A 21648-nucleotide genomic window follows, 5' to 3' on the forward strand; every position below is an offset into this window, starting at 1 on the left:
CGGTACCGTCCCCGCTTCAATCTTGTTGCGGTAATCGTTGCGGAACCAGGTTACCCCGGCCAGCCAGCCGTCACGCTTAAACTCAAGACCAATCTCTTTGTTGATACTGGTTTCGGCCTTCAGATCGTCGTTGCCCATCATGTAGCAACCGATGCCGGTGGCGGAGCCAGTGGCGTAGCAACCCTGGCCTTTACTGTAGAGAATATAATTCGGGTTGAGCTGATACAGGCTTGGCGCTTTATAGGCGCGCGCAATCCCCATCTTCAGGGTGAAGTCATCGCCCAGACCTTGTGACAGGTTCAGAGATGGGCTCCAGTTATCGCCGACGATACTGTGGTGATCGAAACGCAGACCCGGCGTCAGCATGGTGCTGTCGGTCAGTTCCATGTTGTTTTCAGCAAACAGAGAGAAAATTTCCGCATCGGAGTACGGGCTGCGGTTGGTGCTGCTGTAACCTGGGATATCACCGCCCATAAAGGTCTGCGAATTGGAGAGCATATCCTTCATGCGCTGCTGGTTCCACTCGGTACCGAGCGTCAGGTTTTGGTTGACCAGCAGGTCCAGTGGAATGCTGATTTCACTGTGCAGCATGACGTCATTCAGGTCGGCATCGACATATTTTTGTGACGCATTCGGGTCAAAGATCCCCTCGGTTCCTCCCGCCAGACCTTCCGGCGTACGGGAGTTACGCGTATGTTCATATTGCACCCAGTTGCTGGTGGTAACGCCATTATCCCAGCCGCCGTTCCAGGTCAGAGAGTAGTTCTGACGATAAAGACGGTTGGTCTCTTTCCCGTAGTTATCTTTCACCAGTTGGTTGGTGTTGGTGTTTTGGGTATCGCCTGCGTACAGGTTGCCCTGGCGGCTATAACCCGCTTCCAGTTCCAGCGACTGGAGCGGGGCGAAATCCCAGCGAACTACGCCGTTAATGTCTTTATTGATAACGCCTTCACGACCGGCCGGTAAGGTATTGGCGTAGGTGCCGGTGCGTTCTGACTGATGACCCTGGTTGATATCCCAGGCATCGGCCTGCGTTTTATCCAGATTACCGTACAGACGGAAGCTGAAATCCCCGCCCATTGGGCCGTTCAGGCTAAAGTTGGTACGTTTGGTCGAGCCTTCGTCTTTGTGTTCCGGGGCATTGAAATAGGTATCCCACGAACCGTGCCATTCATTGCTGCCTTTTTTGGTGATGATATTCACCACGCCGCCCGCAGCTCCGTTGCCGTAACGTGCTGCGGCAGGACCACGCAGCACTTCAATACGCTCGATCATTTCCGGTGGCACCCAGGCGGTATCGCCACGGGTATCACGCTCGCCGCGCCAGCCCTGACGCACGGAGTTACGGCTGGTCACCGGCTTACCGTCGATCAGAATCAGGGTGTTTTCTGGACCCATACCACGAATATCAATCTGACGGTTGTTACCGCGCTGGCCGCTGGTTGAGTTGCCGGTCAGGTTAACGCCAGGCATGGTACGGATGATTTCCGCAACATCGCGCGCGGGAGGATTTTTACGGATTTCATCCGCGGTGATGGTTGAAACACCCGGCGCCTGCAGGTTTTGCTGCGCGGCGGTAACGACGATGGTGTCTTCATGAGAGACAGCGGCGTTATCAGTTTGATCTTCTGCCATTGCTGGCAGTGCTACCCCGTAAATCCCTAAATTGACCAATAAGGCCAGTGAATGAATCTTGTTGTTCATTGTATGTCCTGCTGTTCTTTTAGCCACGAGTACCCATGTGCCGTGGTGCGGCATTTGGTCTGATGTCGCCCGCATCCGCGTAAACCCTCCGTTCCAGAAAAAGTACGCAGCGCCAGGTCGGTTTATAAGTGGTGAAAAACTGTGCGCGCTTCCCACAGCGCGACAATACGCTATTGCAAATGCAAATAGTTATCAATAATATTATCAATATATTTCACACTAGATCATAAAAATTCACAGTAAACATGGGGTTATGGCGGTGACGACGTTAAAGACGGGAAGCGAAGCGTGGTGGCAGTCGAAAAAAGGCCCGGAGTGGGAGCGTGAAGAGAACGGAAATTATCGGGTAACCTTCTGGTGGCGTGACCCGCAGGGAACGGAAAAAGAGTCAGCCATTCGTCGTGTGTGGGTCTATATCACCGGCGTCACCGACCATCATCAAAATGTCCCCCCTCAGTCGATGCAACGCATTAACGGTACAAATGTTTGGTGCTGGAGTGTTTCCCTCAGCGCCAACTGGCGCGGTAGCTACTGCTTCATTCCCACCGCGCGGGATGACATTTTTGCCGCGCTGGCGGTGGACGAAACGCCTGACCGAAACGTGCTGCGTGAAGGCTGGCGACAATTGTTACCGCAGGCGATTGCCGATCCTCTCAATCCGCAGAGCTGGCGGGGAGGTCGTGGCCATGCGGTGTCAGCGCTCGAAATGCCAGACGCTCCCGTACAGCCCGGCTGGGATCAGCCCGCGGCTCCCGATTGCCCCGCAGTTTGCCTGCAATGGCACAGCGCCAGGCTTTGCAATACGCGTCGCGTATGGGTATTTACCACCGGTGACGACCAACCAGAAGCACGTCCGCTGGCTATCCTGCTGGACGGTCAGTTTTGGGCGCAAAGTATGCCGGTGTGGCCTGCGCTGGCTTCGCTCACGCACCGCGGAGATCTCCCTCCCGCCGTATATCTCCTGATTGACGCTATCGACACATCTCATCGTAGCCGCGAACTACCGTGTAACTCGGATTTTTGGTTGGCGGTACAGCAGGAGCTTTTGCCGCTGGTGAAGACGACCACTGCGTTCAGTGACGATCCGCAGCGCACGGTGGTAGCCGGACAAAGTTTTGGCGGGTTGTCTGCGCTGTATGCCGGGCTGAACTGGCCCGCGCGCTTTGGCTGTGTGCTCAGCCAGTCCGGTTCTTTCTGGTGGCCGCATCGCGGCGGTCATCAGGATGGGGCGATTGTTGAACAACTGAAGAGCGGCAAGATCAGCGTTCAGGGGCTGCGTATCGTTCTGGAGGCCGGGATCCGCGAGCCGATAATTTTTCGTGCCAATCAGGCGCTATATGCCCAATTACCCTCTGCACCACAATCTATTTTCTGGCGTCAGGTTGATGGCGGACACGATGCGCTTTGCTGGCGCGGTGGCCTGATGCAAGGGCTAATGGCGCTCTGGCAGCCGCTTTCCGAGACGATTTAACCGGACGATGTTCCACGACAGGAGTTGAGTATGGAGTTCAGTAACCCCTTCGATAATCCGCAGGGCCAGTTTTACATTCTGCAAAACCCACAGCGTCAGTTTAGCCTCTGGCCGCAGCAGTGCTCACTTCCTGCTGGCTGGCAAGTCGCGTGCGAACCGCAATCGCAGGAAGCCTGTCAGCAATGGCTGGATGCAAACTGGACCACGCTGACGCCAGCAAACTACGTTGATGTGCAGGAGGCTCCATGACTCAGCGTTTACCGTTAGTCGCGGCTCAGCCGGGGATCTGGATGGCGGAAAAACTCTCCACCTTGCCCTCGGCGTGGAGCGTGGCGCACTACGTAGAATTAACCGGCGAACTGAACGCGCCGTTGCTGGCAAAGGCAATCGTTGCCGGTCTGGAGCAGGCTGATACTCTGCGGATGCGGTTTAGCGAAGATAACGGCGAGGTCTGGCAATGGGTTGATCCTGCGCTCACCTTCGCGGAACCTGAAATTTTCGACCTGCGCGAAAAATCTCACCCACATAAAGCAGCCCGCGCACTGATGCAGACCGATCTGCAACAGGACTTACGCGCTGATGGCCATAAACCGTTGGTTTTCCATCAGCTCATTCAGGTAGGTGATAACCGCTGGTACTGGTATCAGCGTTACCATCATCTGCTGGTTGATGGCTTCAGCTTTCCCGCCATTACCCGCCAGATAGCCGCCATTTACTGCGCATGGCAGAGTGGCGAACCCACGCCGGATTCTCCTTTTACGCCGTTTGCCGAGGTCGTGGAAGAGTATCAACAGTATCGTCAAAGCGATGCCTGGCAACGTGATGCTACTTTCTGGACCGAGCAGCGTAAACAGTTACCGCCCCCGGCGTCGTTGTCGAACAAACCGTTGCCGGGGCGCTCGGCCAGTGCCGATATTATTCGTCTGAAGCTCACCGCGCCTGAAGGCGCGTTCCGCCAGCTTGCAGCACGTATGCCTGATGTGCAGCGTGCGGATCTGGCCCTCGCGCTGGTAGCGTTGTGGCTGGGACGTTTATGCAGCCGAATGGATTATGCCGCCGGATTTATCTTTATGCGGCGTATGGGATCGGCGGCACTCACGTCCACCGGACCGGTTTTAAACGTTTTGCCCTTTGGCGTGAGGCTGGATGCGGCAGAAAGCTTGCCTGCGCTGGCACAGCGGTTGGCAGGGCAGTTGAAGAAAATGCGCCGACATCAGCGTTATGACGCTGAACAAATTGTGCGCGACAGCGGGCGTGCAGCCGGTACCGAGCCGCTGTTTGGCCCGGTGCTGAACGTGAAAATATTCGATTATCAGCTAAATATTCCCGGCGTTCAGGCGCAGACCCATACCCTGGCGACAGGCCCGGTCAACGATCTTGAGCTGGCGCTATTCCCGGATGAAAACGGTGGGCTGAGTATTGAAATCCTCGCCAATAAACAGCGTTATGATGCCGCGACACTGGCGCAACACGCATCGCGTTTAACCGCGCTTATCGAACAGTTTGCCGACAATCCGGCGCTATGCTGTGGTGAGGCCGGGATGCTGTTGCCAGCGGAGTATGAGCAACTGGCGAAGATTAACGACACGACCGTGGAGATCCCGGCCACGACGCTGAGCGCGCTGGTGGCACAGCAGGCCGATAAAACACCGGATGCCCCGGCGCTGGCCGATGCTCGTTATCAGTTTAGTTATCGTGAAATGCGCCAGCAGGTTGTGGCGCTGGCGCAGCTACTGCGCGCGCGGGGCGTACAGCCAGGTGACAGCGTTGCCGTGGCATTACCGCGTTCAGTATTCTTGACGCTGGCGCTGCACGGTATTGTTGAAGCCGGAGCCGCCTGGCTGCCATTGGATACCGGATACCCGGACGATCGCCTGCGGATGATGCTCGAAGATGCAAAGCCAAAATTAGTGATCGCCACCGATGATCAACTGGCGCGCTTTGGCGATATCCCGGGGCTGGAAAGTCTGTGCTACAACGCGCCGCTGCCAGCGGGAGATACCGCGCCGTTGGCCCTCTCTCAACCGCATCAAACGGCCTATATCATTTTTACTTCCGGTTCTACCGGCAGACCCAAAGGGGTGATGGTCGGGCAAACGGCGATCGTCAATCGCCTGTTATGGATGCAAAATCACTATCCGCTGACGGCAGAGGATGTGGTGGCGCAAAAAACACCATGCAGTTTTGATGTCTCGGTGTGGGAATTTTTCTGGCCGTTTATTGCCGGCGCAAAATTGGTGATGGCGGAGCCCGAGGCGCATCGCGATCCGCTGGCGATGCAGCAATTCTTCGCCCAATACGGGGTGACGACCACTCACTTTGTTCCTTCCATGCTGGCTGCTTTTATTGCGTCATTGACGCCAGAAACTGCGCAGAAAAGTTGTGCTTCGCTGAAGCAGGTATTCTGCAGCGGCGAAGCCTTGCCTGCAGATTTATGTCGTGAGTGGGAACAGTTAACCCATGCGCCGTTGCACAATTTGTACGGACCAACTGAAGCGGCGGTTGATGTGAGCTGGTATCCGGCCTGGGGGGAAGCGCTCGCCGCCGTAACCGGCAACAGCGTGCCGATTGGTTATCCGGTATGGAACACCGGTTTGCGGATCCTCGATGCCATGATGCGTCCGGTGCCCTTCGGCGTAGCGGGCGATCTATACCTGACGGGGATCCAACTGGCGCAGGGCTATCTGGGACGAGCGGATCTGACGGCAAGCCGCTTTATCGCCGATCCGTTTAATGCCGGTGAACGCATGTACCGTACCGGGGATGTGGCCCGCTGGCTGGAAAATGGCGCGGTGGAATACCTGGGGCGCAGCGATGACCAGCTTAAAATTCGCGGACAGCGTATTGAACTGGGGGAAATTGATCGGGTGATGCAGCAACTGCCCGATGTCGAGCATGCTGTTGCCCATGCCTGCGTATTTAATCAGGCAGCGGCGACCGGCGGCGATGCGCGTCAACTGGTGGGGTATCTGGTGTCGCAATCGGGTTTACCGCTGGACACCTCTGCATTGCGGGAGAGTCTGCGCGAAAAACTGCCAGCGCATATGGTGCCGACGGTATTGCTGCAACTGGCGGAGCTGCCGCTCAGCGCGAACGGTAAATTGGATCGTAAAGCGTTACCGATGCCTCAGTTAACGTCACGTACAACGGGACGTGCGCCGCGCCCTGGGATCGAAACCACCATTGCGCACTCTTTTGCGGCCTTGCTGGATTGTGAGGTCAATGATGTGGAGGCAGATTTCTTCGCGCTGGGCGGACATTCTCTGCTGGCGATGAAGCTGGCGGCGCAATTGAGTCGTATGTTTGAACGACAGGTGACGCCAGGTCAGATTATGGTGGCTTCTACCGTTGAACAACTCAGCGCATTGCTGGAGAGTGATGATGATGAACAGTCGCAGCATCTGGGGTTTGAGACGCTGCTGCCGCTGCGTGAAAGTCACGGCCCAACGCTGTTTTGCTTCCATCCCGCGTCGGGTTTTGCCTGGCAGTTTAGCGTGCTGTCGCGTTACCTCAGCCCGCAGTGGTCGATTACAGGCATTCAGTCGCCGCGACCGGATGGACCCATGCAAACGGCGGAAAACCTCGATGCGGTATGTGACCATCATCTGGCAACGCTGCTTAACCAGCAGCCTCACGGTCCATACTATTTATTAGGTTACTCGCTGGGGGGGACGCTGGCGCAGGGGATTGCCGCGCGTTTACACGCCCGGGGGGAGGATGTTGCCTTCCTGGGGCTGCTGGATACCTGGCCGCCTGAAACGCAAAATTGGCAGGAAAAAGAGGCCAATGGCTTGGATCCTGCCGTACTGGCGGAGATCGAGCGTGAACGTGAAGCGTTCCTGGCTGCACAGCAGGGCAATGCGTCTGACGCGTTATTCAACGCTATCGAAGGCAATTATGCGGATGCGGTTCGCCTGTTAACCACAGCCCACAGCGTAGCTTTTGCGGGTCACGCTACGTTGTTCGTGGCTGAACGCACATTACCGCAGGACGTTAGCCCTGAACGTAGTTGGTCACCGTGGATATCCAGTCTGGAGGTTTATCGTCACGACTGCGCGCATGTCGACATCATTTCTCCCACCGCGTTTGTGACGATAGGGCCTGTAATCAATGCGTTGATTAATCAATCTGCGTAACAAAGTCACTTTTGCTATTACGGCAATCGAACAACTCCATAATGCAATGTCATGTTGTGGAGTTGTTGCTTTGGTGTGGAATTGGGTGGCGAAGGGAGTGAATAAATTCCGAAGATAATTTTTGGTAGGGGGCGGATGCGTAAAGAAAGTTTCAGATAATTCTGACTAGCTGGTAGACTTCTCCCACGGGAGTGTTTTTCTTTTGGGAAAGTTTTCAGGTCACGCAACATGTCATCATTGAATATTAAGCAAGACAACGTTTCAGAATTTACTGCTTATCCTCAGCCTACGGTAAACGCCAACGAAATTGATTTAATTAACCTGGTCGAAATCTTATGGCGCGCCAGGACGAAAATTGTGGCTACCGTTTTCGCTTTTGCCTGCGTGGGTATTCTGGTCTCTTTCCTGCTGCCGCAAAAATGGACCAGTCAGGCCATCGTGACGCCGGCAGAACCCGTTCAGTGGCAGGATCTCGAGAATACGTTGACCAAATTGCGCGTACTGGATATGGATATTAACGTCAGCCGCAGTGATGTGTTTAACCTGTTTATCAAAAAATTCCAGTCGCCCTCATTGTTAGAAAATTATCTGCGATCTTCACCCTATGTGATGGATCAATTGAAAGGCGCTGATATTGACGAAATGGACCTGCACCGCGCAATCGTCAGGCTCAGTGAAAAAATGACCGCGGTTGACAGCAATGTGGGAAAAAAGAATGAGACCTCGCTGTATACCTCATGGACGCTGAGCTTTACCGCCCCTCAGGCCGAAGAAGCCCAGTCTGTGCTACAGGGTTATATCCATTATATTTCTTCTATTGTTGAGAAAGAAACGCTGGAAGATATTCGCAATAAACTGTTCATCAAAACCAGTTATGAAAAAGAAAGACTGGCGATGGATCGCGTCAGGCTCAAAAACCAGATGGAAGCAAATATTCAGCGCCTCAACTACTCCCTGGAGATTGCGAATGCCGCCGGGATTAAAAAGCCGGTCTACAGTAATGGCCAGGCGGTGAAAGATGATCCTGATTTCTCTATTTCACTGGGCGCGGACGGTATCTCGCGTAAATTAGAAATTGAAAAATCAGTAACAGATGTTGCGGAAATTAACGGAGAATTACGTAACCGCCAATATCACGTTGATCAGCTGTTAGCCATGAACGTGAGCGACGTAAAATTTACGCCGTTTAAATATCAGCTTTCACCTTCGCTGCCGGTGAAAAAAGATGGTCCGGCTAAATCGATGATCGTTATTCTGGCTGCGTTACTGGGTGGTATGGTGGCCTGTGGCGGCGTTCTGCTGAACTACGCCATGGTGTCGCGTAAGCAAAAAATGGCGTTTATCGATCAGCAACTGGTGTGATTAATTGCCGTATGGCGGCAGGCAGCCGCCATACGTTAACTCTCGCTATTTGTTGCGCCCTAGCGGTACGACTAACGGCGTGCCGGCAACCGGATCGTCGATAATCATACAGCGTAATCCATAGATTTTTTCGATAAGCTCCGCCGTAACTATCTCCTTCGGCGCCCCCTCGGCAATAATTTTTCCGTCACGCAGCGCAATCAGGTGCGTTGCATAGCGACAGGCCTGATTGAGGTCGTGCAGAACGGCGGCCAGCGTATAACCCTTCTCCCGGTTTAGCTCACTGAGCAGCTCCAGCAGATCAATCTGATGACTGATATCCAGCCAGGTGGTGGGTTCATCGAGCAACATAATCGATGTTTCCTGCGCCAGCACCATTGCTATCCATGCGCGCTGGCGTTGTCCGCCGGAAAGCGTATCTACACTTTGCGCCGCCAGATGGGTGATCCCTGTGGCCTGCATCGCTGTGTTTACCGCGATTTCATCTTCTTGCCGCCAGCGGGTAAACAGCGGCTGATGTGGGTAACGCCCGCGAGCAACCAGCTCCTGTACGGTAATATCACCCGGCGTGGTGGCTTTTTGCGCCAGCAAACCTATTCTGCGTGCGACCTCTTTGCTGGCATAGTGCTGAATATGCTCACCGTCGAGCCAAACCTTGCCGTGGGCGGGCGTCATCAGACGACTCAGTGTGCGCAGTAGCGTTGATTTCCCGCAGCCGTTTGGCCCAATAATCGCGGTAAAGTGACCGTCGGGAATCGACACATTGAGATTTTCCGCTACGGTAAACTTGCCATAACCCAGCGTTAACTGGTCGCCGCGCAAACGGGCAACTGATTCGATCATTTTTTGCGGGACTCCTGAATTAACAAGACGATAAGATAAATACCGCCGAGGCTTACGGTGACAACGCCCACCGGAAGCTGATAAGGCATAAACAGCTGTTGGGCGCATAAATCCGCCATCAGCAGCAGCAGCGCGCCGCATAGCGCTGACAGGGTTAATCCCCAGCGGGATGTGCCGCTAAGTCGACGCGCAATATGGGGGGCGACGAGAGCAATAAAGGAAATTGGACCTGCCAGCGCGGTGGCGGCGGCGGTCAGTACCACGGCGACCAGCATCATCATCAGACGCGAACGCTCAACGCTGACGCCTAGCGCACAGGCGCTGTCGTCACCCATTTCCAGTAAACGCATCCGGCGCACCAGCAGTGTGGCGCACACCAGCATCACAATAATCAGCGGGGCAGAAGGCCAGGTCTTGGCCCAGGTCAGGCCATTGAGCGAGCCGGCGTTCCACAGTCCGGCCGTTAATGCGGTTTCTAATGACGCTTTCAGCAGCAGCCAGGTGTTGAACGCCACCAGCATAGCGCGTATGCCGATACCGATAATAATCAGCCGGAAGGTGTCGATGCCGTTGCGCCAGGCGAGCGCCCAGACAACCAGTGAAGTCAGGATACCACCCAGCATAGCCGCCAGCGCGATAGCGGTGAGATGCTGTCCAAACAGCACCATTGCCACCAGTACACCGCTCCAGGCACCGGTATTGAAACCCATCACATCCGGGCTGCCCAGCGGGTTGCGCATCAGCGACTGAAATATTGCGCCGCTCACGCCGAGCGCCGCGCCAATCAATAACGCCATGAGCACGCGCGGCAAACGCCATTCGGTGACCACCAGCGTGATACTGCGCGGCGCATCACCAAACAGGGCGGCAATAATTTGCTGGGTTTCCAGCGTAACGACGCCGCTACGCAGGCTCCACAAGCCAACGGCGAGACAGCCTACAACCAGCAGCAGGCTGCTGATGACCAAACGACGGGAGAGGTGCATCATGCGCCACCCCCGCGCGATTTACGGCGAACCAGAAAGATGAGCACCGGCGCGCCGATAAACGCGCTGACCACCGAAACACGTAGCTCGCCGGGGACAATCAGACGACCGATGATATCGGCAATTAACAGCAGAGAGGGGGTCGCAAGAAGGGTAACGGGCAGTGACCAGCGGTGATCCGCCCCCACCAGCCAGCGCGCCATATGCGGCATCATCAGGCCGATAAAGGCGATAGGACCGACAATTGCGGTCGCGCTGCCGCACAGGACGGTGATCGCCAGCAGGCCGATAAACTGCGTGCGGGCGACTTTACTGCCCAGCGCGGTAGCAGTGTCGCTACCAAGACTCAGGCTATTCAGGGCGCGGCTGAGAAACAATGCGGCAGCCGCGGCAATCAATATCGGCACCAGCACCACCTTCAGCGTTTGCAGACTGCGGATATCCAGCGAACCGGCCTGCCAGAATCGCAACTGATCGTAGACGTCCGGGTTGAGTAGGGCGATGCCGTTGGATAGCCCCTCGAGCACTGCACCCAGTGCAACGCCCGCCAGCGTCAGTCGTACCGGACTGAGCTGCCCGCCGCCCTGGCTACCGGTAAACGCCACAATCAGCGAGGCGATCAGCGCCCCGGAAAAAGCCATCAGCAATTGTTCCTGTGGGGAAGAGAAACCGAACAGCGACGCGCCCAGCACGATGGCGAAGCTGGCGCCAGAATTAACGCCAAGGATCCCCGGATCGGCGAGCGGGTTACGCGTGAGCGTTTGCATTAAGGCGCCCGCCAGACCCAGCGCGCCGCCGGCGAGCAGTCCTGCCAGCGTGCGTGGCAGTCGCGCGTCCAGCACAATGGTGCAATCCGCGCTTTGGCAACTGCCGATGAGTGCATCCAGCACCACGGATGCAGGTAGCGATTTTGCGCCAATGACCAGACTTAATACCGTGGTGAGAACAAGTAATAACAATAGTCCGGGCACGGCGAAAGCGCGTGTCGCGGAAACAGAGCATGACATATCAACTTCCATGATAATGATAGTAATTATCGTTATCGATCTTATTTGGATATGTTAGCATGTGCAGCCATCGAATGGATATTGAAAAAGTACCTGGTAAGGCTCTGTAATGAATCGACAATCCTGGCTGCTTAATCTCAGCCTGTTGAAAACCCACCCTGCATTTCGCGCCGTCTTCCTCGCTCGTTTTATTTCCATTGTCTCTTTGGGGCTACTCGGTGTGGCGGTTCCGGTACAGATCCAGATGATGACCCAGTCAACCTGGCAAGTGGGTTTATCGGTGACATTGACCGGTAGCGCAATGTTTATTGGCCTGATGGTTGGCGGCGTACTGGCCGACCGCTATGAGCGTAAAAAAGTGATCCTGTTGGCGCGTGGAACCTGTGGCGTCGGCTTTATTGGTTTGTGTCTGAATGCGCTGCTGCCCGAACCGTCGTTACTGGCGATTTATCTGCTTGGCTTATGGGACGGTTTCTTTGCCTCGCTGGGCGTGACGGCTTTGCTGGCAGCAACGCCGGCGTTGGTCGGGAGGGAGAATTTGATGCAGGCCGGGGCGATTACCATGCTGACGGTGCGTTTGGGTTCGGTCATTTCGCCGATGCTTGGTGGGGTACTGCTGGCGACCGGTGGCGTGGCCTGGAACTACGGCCTGGCGGCGGCAGGCACGTTCATAACCTTACTGCCTTTATTGAGCCTTCCCGCGTTACCTCCACCGCCGCAGCCGCGCGAGCATCCGCTGAAATCGCTGCTGGCAGCATTTCGCTTTTTGCTCGCCAGTCCGCTGATTGGCGGCATTGCGCTGCTCGGCGGCCTGTTGACCATGGCGAGCGCCGTGCGGGTGCTGTATCCGGCGCTGGCGATTAACTGGCAGATGTCGAGCGCGCAAATTGGTTTGTTGTATGCGGCCATTCCTCTTGGCGCGGCGGTGGGCGCTTTGACCAGCGGACAGCTGGCGCACAGCGTTCGTCCGGGATTGATCATGCTGGGTTCTACCGTGGCTTCATTCCTGGCTATCGGTCTGTTTGGGTTGATGCCGGTCTGGGAGCTTGGGGTTGTCTGCCTGGCGCTGTTCGGTTGGTTAAGTGCGGTTAGCTCTTTGTTGCAGTACACCCTGTTACAGACGCAGACGCCAGAAGCGATGCTCGGGCGAATTAACGGTTTGTGGACGGCGCAGAACGTCACCGGGGACGCGATTGGCGCGGCGTTGTTAGGTGGTTTGGGTGCGATGATGACGCCGGTCGCCTCGGCAAGCGTAAGTGGATTTGGGCTGGTGATTGTCGGTCTGCTACTGCTGTTGTTGCTGGGGGAATTACGTCGATTCCGGCAAATGCCTGTGAATACCTGACGGGCCGGATAGGGCGTTAGCCGCATCCGGCGCTGGCGATTAAAAGAGCGCTGACAGACGTTGCAACAGCAGCGTCGCGCTGTAGTAGTCGAGACGGAAGGTTTCCGTGCCCAGGGCGTAAACACGTTTATTCTGCACGGCTGGCAGATGCGCCAGAAGCGGATTGGCATAAATGGCGTCGGCATCTTTGCTGTCGCCAGCAAACAGGAACAGCGCTTCGCCGTTCAGGCCAGCCGCCAGATTTTCACCGCCAAGCTGGATGATATCGTGGCGTTTGCCCTGGCTCTGGCTGGTGTGCAAACCGGCAGGTAGCGGCGCCAGCGTGAAGCCTAACTGTTGCATCAGCTTGCCCTGTGCCGACTCAGGCGTCCAAAGATTGGCGCTGTGCGCCGCCGCGGTATAGACCAGCGCGTTGACCGGCTGCGGCGGTAGGGTGATCCGTTGCTTAACCGCTTGCAGTTGCTTATCAAATTCGGCAATTCGCGCGGCTGCCTGCGGCTCCTGACCGGTAATTTCACCCAGTTGCGTCAGCAACGTCTGCCAGCTTTTGTCGTCGTAGTTGATGATAAGCGTGGGCGCAATGGTGGACAACTGATCGTATAGCGCGAGGGCGGAGTCGCCGCCGGTGGCGCTTACCAGAATCAGATCCGGCATTTGTGCCGCGACGGCTTCCGCACTTGGTTCGCCGATGTACAGACGGCTGAGTTTGCGTTCCCTGGCCACGTCGCTCCATTGACGTAAAAAGCCCTGCGCATCGCCAATGCGGTTGTTTGGCGTGGTGGCGCCGCTGGCGATGACCGGGGCATCAATCGCCAGCAGCGAGCCGGTAAGGGTGACGCTGGTGGAGACAATGCGCTGCGGCTTATGCTCCAGCGTATGCGTGCCACGGCTGTCGGTGATCTGACGCGGCCAGTCGGCGGCGTGACCTAAAGAAATTCCTGAAATAAACAAACCAGTCAGTAAAAGCACGGTGCGACGAAAAGAGGGGAGACTCACGAATCAGCTTCCTGTTATCAGTATGGTTAATGCTTCTCATTTTCATTGTTAGCGGGCGAGGATGCAAGCCAAAGTCGCACATTGTGCTGCCACAAGAGTTGACATACAGCCGCTTTGCTTTTAGGTTAGCGACCGAAAATATAAATGATAATCATTATTAGAGCCTTTATCATTTTTGGAGGATGATATGGATATGTCACTGGCCGAGGAAAAAACGCAGACTATGCCGACGCTCGCTCCCGACAGTTTTTTCTTTATGTCGCCGTATCGTAGTTTTACGACGTCAGGATGCTTCGCCCGCTATGCGGAACCGGCAATTGATGGCGATTCGCCAGACAGCCCTTTCCAACACAAAATGCACGCACTGTTTGCTGATGCCAAATCGCAGGGCATCGCTAACCCCATTATGGTCGGGGCAATTCCTTTCGATACCCGCCAGCCATCATCGCTGTTTATTCCCCAATCGTGGCAGAGCTTCTCTCGCACGGCAAAGCAGCAATCATCACGTTACTTTAACCGGCATCAGTCGTTAAACGTGGTTGAGCGTAAATCGATTCCGGAACAGGACTTTTTTGAAGAGATGGTTGCCCGGGCGGCTGCGCTGACGGCCACGCCGGAAGTCGACAAAGTGGTGTTGTCACGTCTGATCGATATCACCACCGATGCCAACATTGACAGCGGTGCGCTGCTGGAGCGTCTGGTGGCGCAAAATCCGGCGAGTTACAACTTCCATGTCCCCATTGAAGACGGTGGCGTATTGCTTGGCGCCAGCCCGGAACTGCTGTTGCGCAAAGAAGGCGATCGTTTTAGCTCGCTGCCGCTGGCCGGTTCGGCGCGCCGTCAGCCTGATGATGTGCTGGACAGGGAAGCGGGGATCCGCCTGTTGGCGTCTGAGAAGGATCGCCATGAGCACGACCTGGTGACGCAGGCGATGAAAGCCGTGTTGCGCGATCGCAGCAGTGAATTGCAACTCCCTTCCTCTCCGCAACTGGTCACTACGCCTACGCTCTGGCACCTCGGCACGCCGTTTGAAGGAAAAGCCAACGCAGAGGAAAACGCGCTGACGCTGGCGTGCCTGTTGCATCCGACGCCTGCGCTGAGCGGTTTCCCGCATCAGGTTGCGCGCAACATTATCGCCGAGCTGGAGCCGTTCGATCGCGACTTGTTCGGCGGCATCGTCGGCTGGTGTGATGCTGAAGGTAATGGCGAATGGGTGGTGACGATCCGCTGCGCGAAGCTGCTGCGTAATCAGGTTCGTTTCTTTGCCGGCGCCGGTATTGTGCCTGCGTCTTCTCCGGTTGCGGAATGGCGTGAAACGGGAGCCAAGCTTGCCACCATGTTGAATGTTTTTGGACTGCATTAAGGAGTCATGATGAGTATTCCTTTCACCCGTTGGCCGGAGGAGTTTGCCCGCCGTTACCGTGAAAAAGGCTACTGGCAGGATTTGCCGCTGACCGACATTCTGACCCGTCACGCCGAGAGCGATCATACGGCGGTCATTGATGGTGCACGCCATCTGAGCTATCGCCAGTTGAATCAGGCGACTGACAATCTCGCCTGCAGCCTGCGTCGTCAGGGAATCAAACCTGGCGAAACCGCGCTGGTGCAGTTGGGCAATGTGGCGGAGCTGTATATCACCTTCTTTGCGCTGCTCAAGCTGGGCGTCGCTCCGGTGCTGGCGCTGTTTAGCCATCAGCGTAACGAACTCAATGCTTATGCTAAACAGATCGCACCCGCGTTACTGATCGCCGATCGCCAGCATGCGCTGTTTAGCGGGGAAGATTTTCTCAATACCTTTGTGGCTGAACACAATTCAGTGCGCGTGGTACAACTGCGCAATGATGAAGGCGAACATAACCTGCAAATGGCGATCGACCAGCCTGCGGCTGATTTTACCGCGACGCCATCGCCTGCTGATGAAGTGGCGTACTTCCAGCTTTCTGGCGGTACCACCGGGACGCCGAAGCTTATTCCTCGTACCCATAACGATTACTACTACAGCGTGCGTCGCAGTAATGAGATCTGCCGCTTCACCGGGGAAACGCGCTATCTGTGCGCGATCCCGGCGGCGCATAACTACGCCATGAGTTCGCCTGGTTCGCTTGGCGTGTTCCTGGCTGGCGGCACCGTGGTTCTGGCGGCTGACCCGAGCGCAACCCTGTGCTTCCCGCTGATTGAACAGCATCAGGTTAACGTCACGGCGCTGGTGCCGCCGGCGGTGAGCCTGTGGCTGCAGGCGATTGCGGAGTGGGGGAGCAATGCGCAATTGGCTTCGCTGACGCTGCTGCAGGTCGGTGGGGCACGGCTTTCCGCCTCGCTTGCGGCGCGTATTCCGGCGGAGATTGGCTGCCAGTTGCAGCAGGTTTTTGGCATGGCGGAAGGGCTGGTGAACTACACCCGTCTGGACGACAGCCCTGAGCGCATCATCAATACCCAGGGCCGTCCGATGTGTCCGGATGATGAAGTCTGGGTCGCCGATGCTGATGGTAATCCCCTGGCGCAGGGCGAAACGGGCCGCCTGATGACGCGAGGTCCGTACACCTTCCGGGGTTACTTCAACAGCCCGGAGCACAATGCCAGCGCCTTTGACGCCAACGGTTTTTACTGCTCTGGCGATCTGATCGCTATCGATCAGGATGGCTATATCACCGTACAAGGACGTGAGAAAGATCAGATCAACCGGGGTGGCGAGAAGATCGCAGCAGAAGAAATTGAAAATCTGCTGTTACGCCACCCATCGGTGATCCATGCCGCTCTGGTCAGTATGGATGACGAACTGATGGGCGAGAAAAGCTGTGCATGGCTGGTGGTGAAAGAGCCGCTGCGCGCGGTGCAGGCGCGCCGTTTCCTGCGTGACCAGGGCGTGGCGGAATTCAAATTACCTGACCGTGTGGAGTGCGTTGAGTCACTCCCGCTAACCCCGGTCGGTAAAGTGGATAAAAAACAATTACGTCAGTGGCTGGCGTCACGTTCACTGGCCTGAAGGAGAAAAAGAGATGGCAATTCCTAAACTGCAGGCTTATGCACTGCCTACGGCGCTTGATGTTCCAGCCAATAAAGTCGACTGGACGTTTGAACCTGAACGCGCCGCGCTGCTGATCCACGACATGCAGGACTATTTTATCGGCTTTTGGGGGGATAACTGCCCGATGATGGCGCAAGTGGTGGCTAACATTGCCGCACTGCGTCAGTACTGCAAAGAGCATAACATTCCGGTGTATTACACCGCGCAACCCAAAGAACAGAGCGATGAAGACCGCGCCCTGCTGAATGATATGTGGGGACCGGGCCTGACGCGTTCGCCGGAACAGCAAAAGATCGTTGATGCGCTGGCTCCCGATGAGGCGGATACCATCCTGGTGAAATGGCGTTACAGCGCATTTCATCGCTCTCCGCTGGAGCAGATGCTTAAAGATACTGGCCGAAATCAACTGATTATTACCGGTGTGTATGCCCATATTGGCTGCATGACCACTGCGACTGACGCGTTCATGCGCGATATCAAGCCGTTTATGGTCGCCGATGCGTTGGCGGACTTCAGCCGTGATGAACACCTGATGTCGCTGAAATACGTGGCGGGACGTTCCGGTCGGGTGGTGATGACCCAGGAACTTTTGCCGACGCCGGTTCCGGCGAGTAAAGAGGCGCTGCGCAGCGTGATTCTGCCGCTGTTGGATGAGTCCGAGGAGCCAATGGATGACGAAAACCTGATCGACTACGGGCTGGATTCCGTGCGCATGATGGCGCTGGCGGCACGCTGGCGTAAAGTTCATGGCGATATTGATTTCGTGATGCTGGCGAAAAACCCGACCATAGACGCCTGGTGGAAGCTACTCTCCCGCGAGGTGAACTGATGGCCGGATTTGATTTTACCGGGAAAACCATCTGGGTGACCGGCGCGGGTAAAGGCATTGGCTACACTACGGCACTGGCATTTGTGAAAGCCGGCGCGCAGGTGACTGGCTTCGATCGCGAATTTCCTCAGGATAACTACCCGTTTGCGACCGAAGTGCTGAATGTGGCCGATGCCGGGCAGGTGGCTGAGGTGTGCCAGCGAGTCCTTAAAGCATGCGAGCGGCTGGATGTGTTGGTCAATGCCGCCGGTATTCTGCGCATGGGGGCCACTGACGCACTGAGCGTTGAAGAGTGGCAGCAGACGTTTGCCGTTAACGTTGGCGGCGCGTTCAATTTGTTGCAGCAGACGATGGCGCAGTTTCGTCGCCAGCAGGGCGGGGCGATCGTGACCGTTGCCTCAGATGCGGCGCACACACCGCGTATCGGCATGAGTGCTTATGGGGCGTCAAAAGCCGCGCTAAAAAGCCTGGCGCTCACCGTCGGACTGGAACTGGCGGGCAGCGGTGTGCGCTGTAATGTGGTGTCGCCAGGCTCGACCGATACTGACATGCAGCGCACGTTATGGGTCAGTGATGACGCGGAGGAGCAGCGTATTCGCGGGTTTGGCGAACAGTTTAAGCTTGGCATCCCGTTGGGGAAAATCGCCCGACCGCAGGAGATCGCCAACACCATTTTATTCCTCGCCTCCGACCTTGCCAGCCACATTACGCTACAGGATATCGTGGTGGATGGCGGCTCAACGCTGGGAGCATGATGATGATCTGGAAACGCCATCTCACGCTGGATGAATTAAATGCCACCAGCCACAACACCATGGTCGCGCACTTAGGCATCCTTTATACCCGACTGGGCGATGATGTGCTGGAGGCCGAAATGCCAGTTGATACCCGCACGCATCAGCCGTTTGGTTTGCTGCACGGCGGCGCGTCGGCGGCACTGGCCGAAACATTGGGTTCAATGGCGGGTTATCTGATGACCCGCGACGGGCAGTGTGTAGTCGGTACAGAACTTAACGCCACGCACCATCGGGCGGTTTCGCAGGGCAAAGTGCGCGGCGTTTGTCAGCCGCTGCATCTTGGACGGCAGAATCAAAGCTGGGAAATCGTTATCTTTGATGAGCAAGGACGGCGCTGTTGTACCTGCCGATTAGGTACTGCGGTGATGGGGTGAACTCGCCCGGCAAAGTAAAATGAAATTGCAGGGTTAACAGGTAAATGAAGTGATCTAGTTAACACTGCAATGTAAAAACTCAGTGATACTTCGGGTTTGTATGGTTGTCATGTTGTTAAATTCAGAAAAGATGTTATAGAAACAAAATGTAACATCTCTCTGACCTGGACAACGGATAATCAATATGAATAAATCAGGGAAGTACCTCGTCTGGACAGTGCTCTCTGTGATGGGAGCATTTGCCCTCGGCTATATCGCATTAAACCGTGGTGAACAGATCAACGCGTTGTGGATAGTCGTGGCGTCGGTCTGTGTCTACCTTATCGCTTACCGTTTCTATGGCCTGTACATTGCGAAAAATGTGCTGGCGCTGGACCCGACGCGTATGACGCCAGCCGTGCGCCATAACGACGGTCTGGATTATGTTCCTACCGATAAAAAAGTGCTGTTCGGTCACCATTTTGCGGCGATTGCCGGGGCGGGTCCGTTAGTCGGGCCGGTGCTGGCGGCACAAATGGGTTATTTGCCGGGGATGATCTGGCTGCTTGCCGGGGTGGTACTTGCGGGGGCAGTGCAGGACTTCATGGTACTGTTTGTTTCTACCCGTCGCGATGGTCGTTCCCTTGGCGAACTGGTGAAAGAAGAAATGGGCCCAACGGCGGGCGTTATTGCGCTGGTAGCCTGTTTTATGATCATGGTGATTATCCTCGCGGTACTGGCGATGATCGTCGTGAAAGCGCTGACCCACAGCCCGTGGGGAACCTACACCGTCGCGTTTACCATTCCGCTGGCGATCTTTATGGGGATCTACCTGCGTTATCTGCGTCCGGGCCGCATTGGCGAAGTGTCGGTCATCGGTCTGGTATTCCTGGTGTTTGCCATTATTTCCGGCGGTTGGGTGGCTGAAAGTCCAACCTGGGCACCGTATTTTGACTTTACCGGCGTACAACTGACGTGGATGCTGGTGGGCTACGGCTTTGTCGCTGCCGTGCTGCCGGTATGGCTGTTGCTGGCCCCACGTGATTATCTCTCTACTTTCCTGAAAATCGGCACCATTGTTGGCCTGGCGGTAGGGATTTTGATCATGCGTCCGACGCTGACCATGCCTGCGCTGACCAAGTTTGTTGACGGTACTGGCCCGGTCTGGACCGGTAACCTGTTCCCGTTCCTGTTTATTACCATTGCCTGTGGTGCGGTATCTGGCTTCCACGCGCTGATCTCATCCGGTACCACGCCGAAGATGCTGGCGAACGAAGGGCAGGCCTGTTTTATCGGCTATGGCGGAATGTTAATGGAATCCTTTGTCGCCATTATGGCGCTGGTTTCCGCGTGCATCATCGATCCGGGCGTGTACTTTGCGATGAACAGCCCGATGGCGGTGTTGGCTCCGGCGGGTACGGCGGATGTCGTGGCTTCTGCAGCGCAGGTGGTCAGCAGTTGGGGCTTTGCTATTACCCCGGACACCTTGCATCAAATCGCCAATGAAGTCGGCGAACAATCCATCATTTCCCGCGCAGGCGGTGCGCCGACGCTGGCCGTTGGGATGGCGTATATTCTGCATGGTGCGCTGGGCGGCATGATGGATGTGGCGTTCTGGTATCACTTCGCCATTCTGTTTGAAGCCCTGTTTATTCTGACGGCAGTTGACGCCGGTACCCGCGCCGCACGCTTTATGCTGCAGGATCTGTTGGGCGTGGTATCACCGAGCCTGAAACGTACCGACTCACTGCCTGCGAACCTGCTGGCTACAGCGCTGTGCGTACTGGCCTGGGGTTACTTCTTACACCAGGGCGTGGTGGATCCACTGGGCGGTATCAACACCCTGTGGCCGCTGTTTGGTATCGCCAACCAGATGCTGGCCGGTATGGCATTGATGCTCTGTGCGGTGGTGCTGTTCAAGATGAAACGTCAGCGCTACGCATGGGTGGCGCTGGTGCCAACGGCCTGGCTGCTGATTTGTACTCTGACTGCGGGCTGGCAGAAAGCGTTTAGCCCGGATGCGAAAATTGGCTTCCTGGCTATCGCCAACAAGTTCCAGGCGATGATCGACAGCGGTAATATTCCGGCACAGTACACCCAGTCGCAGCTGACGCAACTGGTGTTTAACAACCGCCTGGATGCGGGGCTCACTATTTTCTTCATGGTGGTCGTCGTGGTGCTGGGGCTGTTCTCGATTAAAACTGCGCTGGCAGCGCTGAAAGAGGACAAACCGACTTCGAAAGAAACGCCGTACGAACCAATGCCTGAGAATGTCGAAGAGATCGTGGCGCAGGCGAAAGGCGCGCACTAATATTCTCTTAACCAACAAGCCCTCTCCGGTACGGGGAGGGCGTTTGTACGACAGGGAATCACTATGTTTGAAACGCTCTCCAAAGCCGGGAAGTATTTAGGGCAAACCGCCCGCTTGATGATCGGTGTGCCGGATTATGACAACTATGTTGAGCATATGCGCGTCACGCATCCGGATCAGACGCCAATGACCTACGAAGAGTTTTTCCGCGAGCGGCAGGATGCGCGCTATGGGGGCAAAGGCGGCGCGAAGTGCTGTTGATTTTTTTGCCGGATGGCGCTGACGCTTATCCGGCCTACAACAATGCTTTGGCCGTAGGCCTGATAAGGCGAAGCCGCCATCAGGCAACCTGCACCATAGTCACACCGTCAACGATTCTACCTTCTCAAACGCTGCGCGCAGGGTATCTGGCGTTAACGTTACCGGCAGCGCATGAATAGATTCGACCGGGCGCAGGGTATGCGCAATCACCTTATCGATCTC

At 56.1% G+C, this 21648-nt stretch carries 17 protein-coding genes and 1 pseudogene; 12 read left to right on the forward strand and 6 right to left on the reverse strand.

Annotated features, from left to right (window positions below; genetic code table 11):
- Positions 1–1704: TonB-dependent siderophore receptor (locus JSN25_RS11520; RefSeq protein ID WP_233638150.1), on the reverse strand; the 1704-nt coding region annotated here is incomplete at its 3' end.
- A 253-nt stretch (positions 1705–1957) separates the two neighbouring features.
- Between JSN25_RS11520 and fes the strand changes: the two genes are divergently transcribed.
- From fes to wzz(fepE), 4 genes are all read left to right on the forward strand, one after another.
- Positions 1958–3175: an enterochelin esterase gene (fes, locus tag JSN25_RS11525; RefSeq protein WP_204524945.1), complete on the forward strand. Its 1218-nt coding sequence runs from the start codon at positions 1958–1960 to the stop codon at positions 3173–3175.
- Positions 3176–3205: 30 nt separating this feature from the next.
- The gene (locus tag JSN25_RS11530; RefSeq protein WP_087857112.1) at positions 3206–3424 is read left to right on the forward strand and encodes an MbtH family protein; all 219 of its coding nucleotides are present in this window, start codon (positions 3206–3208) and stop codon (positions 3422–3424) included.
- On the forward strand, positions 3421–7311 hold the full coding sequence (entF, locus tag JSN25_RS11535; RefSeq protein ID WP_204524946.1) for an enterobactin non-ribosomal peptide synthetase EntF: 3891 nt from the start codon (positions 3421–3423) through the stop codon (positions 7309–7311). The genes JSN25_RS11530 and entF overlap by 4 nt, the downstream gene beginning before the upstream one ends.
- A gap of 228 nt (positions 7312–7539) precedes the next feature.
- Positions 7540–8673 (forward strand): LPS O-antigen length regulator Wzz(fepE), encoded by a 1134-nt coding sequence (wzz(fepE), locus tag JSN25_RS11540; protein ID WP_085047550.1) that lies wholly within the window; start codon positions 7540–7542, stop codon positions 8671–8673.
- Positions 8674–8718: 45 nt separating this feature from the next.
- Here the strand turns inward: wzz(fepE) and fepC are convergent, their stop codons facing one another.
- Genes fepC through fepD form a run of 3 tightly spaced genes read right to left on the reverse strand, consistent with a single transcriptional unit; the run spans position 8719 to position 11509 of the window.
- The gene (gene fepC, locus JSN25_RS11545; RefSeq protein ID WP_204524947.1) at positions 8719–9516 is read right to left on the reverse strand and encodes an iron-enterobactin ABC transporter ATP-binding protein; all 798 of its coding nucleotides are present in this window, start codon (positions 9514–9516) and stop codon (positions 8719–8721) included.
- Positions 9513–10505: an iron-enterobactin ABC transporter permease gene (gene fepG / locus JSN25_RS11550; RefSeq protein WP_085047549.1), complete on the reverse strand. Its 993-nt coding sequence runs from the start codon at positions 10503–10505 to the stop codon at positions 9513–9515. Before fepG ends, fepC begins: the two co-directional genes overlap by 4 nt.
- Positions 10502–11509, reverse strand: coding sequence for a Fe(3+)-siderophore ABC transporter permease (gene fepD / locus JSN25_RS11555; protein WP_204524948.1), 1008 nt, complete (start codon positions 11507–11509; stop codon positions 10502–10504). Before fepD ends, fepG begins: the two co-directional genes overlap by 4 nt.
- A gap of 109 nt (positions 11510–11618) precedes the next feature.
- On the opposite strand from fepD, the gene entS reads away from it, so the two are divergent.
- Entirely contained in the window at positions 11619–12854 is a 1236-nt protein-coding gene (gene entS / locus JSN25_RS11560; RefSeq protein WP_069323130.1) for an enterobactin transporter EntS, read from the forward strand.
- A gap of 39 nt (positions 12855–12893) precedes the next feature.
- Here the strand turns inward: entS and fepB are convergent, their stop codons facing one another.
- A complete protein-coding gene (gene fepB / locus JSN25_RS11565) occupies positions 12894–13850 on the reverse strand; it encodes a Fe2+-enterobactin ABC transporter substrate-binding protein (protein WP_121528740.1) in 957 nt (318 codons plus the stop codon).
- Positions 13851–14037: 187 nt separating this feature from the next.
- On the opposite strand from fepB, the gene entC reads away from it, so the two are divergent.
- The 7 genes from entC (at position 14038) to JSN25_RS11600 (ending at position 21426) form a co-directional block, all read left to right on the forward strand.
- On the forward strand, positions 14038–15213 hold the full coding sequence (entC, locus tag JSN25_RS11570) for an isochorismate synthase EntC (RefSeq protein ID WP_087857116.1): 1176 nt from the start codon (positions 14038–14040) through the stop codon (positions 15211–15213).
- Positions 15214–15222: 9 nt separating this feature from the next.
- The gene (gene entE / locus JSN25_RS11575; RefSeq protein ID WP_204525722.1) at positions 15223–16833 is read left to right on the forward strand and encodes a (2,3-dihydroxybenzoyl)adenylate synthase; all 1611 of its coding nucleotides are present in this window, start codon (positions 15223–15225) and stop codon (positions 16831–16833) included.
- Positions 16834–16846: 13 nt separating this feature from the next.
- Positions 16847–17704: an isochorismatase gene (locus JSN25_RS11580; RefSeq protein ID WP_160956156.1), complete on the forward strand. Its 858-nt coding sequence runs from the start codon at positions 16847–16849 to the stop codon at positions 17702–17704.
- The gene (gene entA / locus JSN25_RS11585; RefSeq protein ID WP_204524949.1) at positions 17704–18459 is read left to right on the forward strand and encodes a 2,3-dihydro-2,3-dihydroxybenzoate dehydrogenase; all 756 of its coding nucleotides are present in this window, start codon (positions 17704–17706) and stop codon (positions 18457–18459) included. The genes JSN25_RS11580 and entA overlap by 1 nt, the downstream gene beginning before the upstream one ends.
- 2 nt (positions 18460–18461) lie before the next feature.
- Positions 18462–18875 (forward strand): proofreading thioesterase EntH, encoded by a 414-nt coding sequence (gene entH / locus JSN25_RS11590; RefSeq protein ID WP_085047763.1) that lies wholly within the window; start codon positions 18462–18464, stop codon positions 18873–18875.
- Positions 18876–19059: 184 nt separating this feature from the next.
- Positions 19060–21165, forward strand: a complete 2106-nt coding sequence (gene cstA, locus JSN25_RS11595) for a pyruvate/proton symporter CstA (RefSeq protein ID WP_006685575.1) — start codon at positions 19060–19062, stop codon at positions 21163–21165.
- A gap of 63 nt (positions 21166–21228) precedes the next feature.
- Complete coding sequence (locus JSN25_RS11600; RefSeq protein WP_006685574.1) at positions 21229–21426, forward strand: YbdD/YjiX family protein; 198 nt, start codon at positions 21229–21231, stop codon at positions 21424–21426.
- A gap of 99 nt (positions 21427–21525) precedes the next feature.
- Here the strand turns inward: JSN25_RS11600 and JSN25_RS22085 are convergent.
- Positions 21526–21648, reverse strand: a pseudogene (locus JSN25_RS22085) (oxidoreductase); the annotation flags it as partial.

This window comes from Citrobacter cronae (assembly GCF_016893685.1).
GTDB lineage: Bacteria > Pseudomonadota > Gammaproteobacteria > Enterobacterales > Enterobacteriaceae > Citrobacter > Citrobacter werkmanii.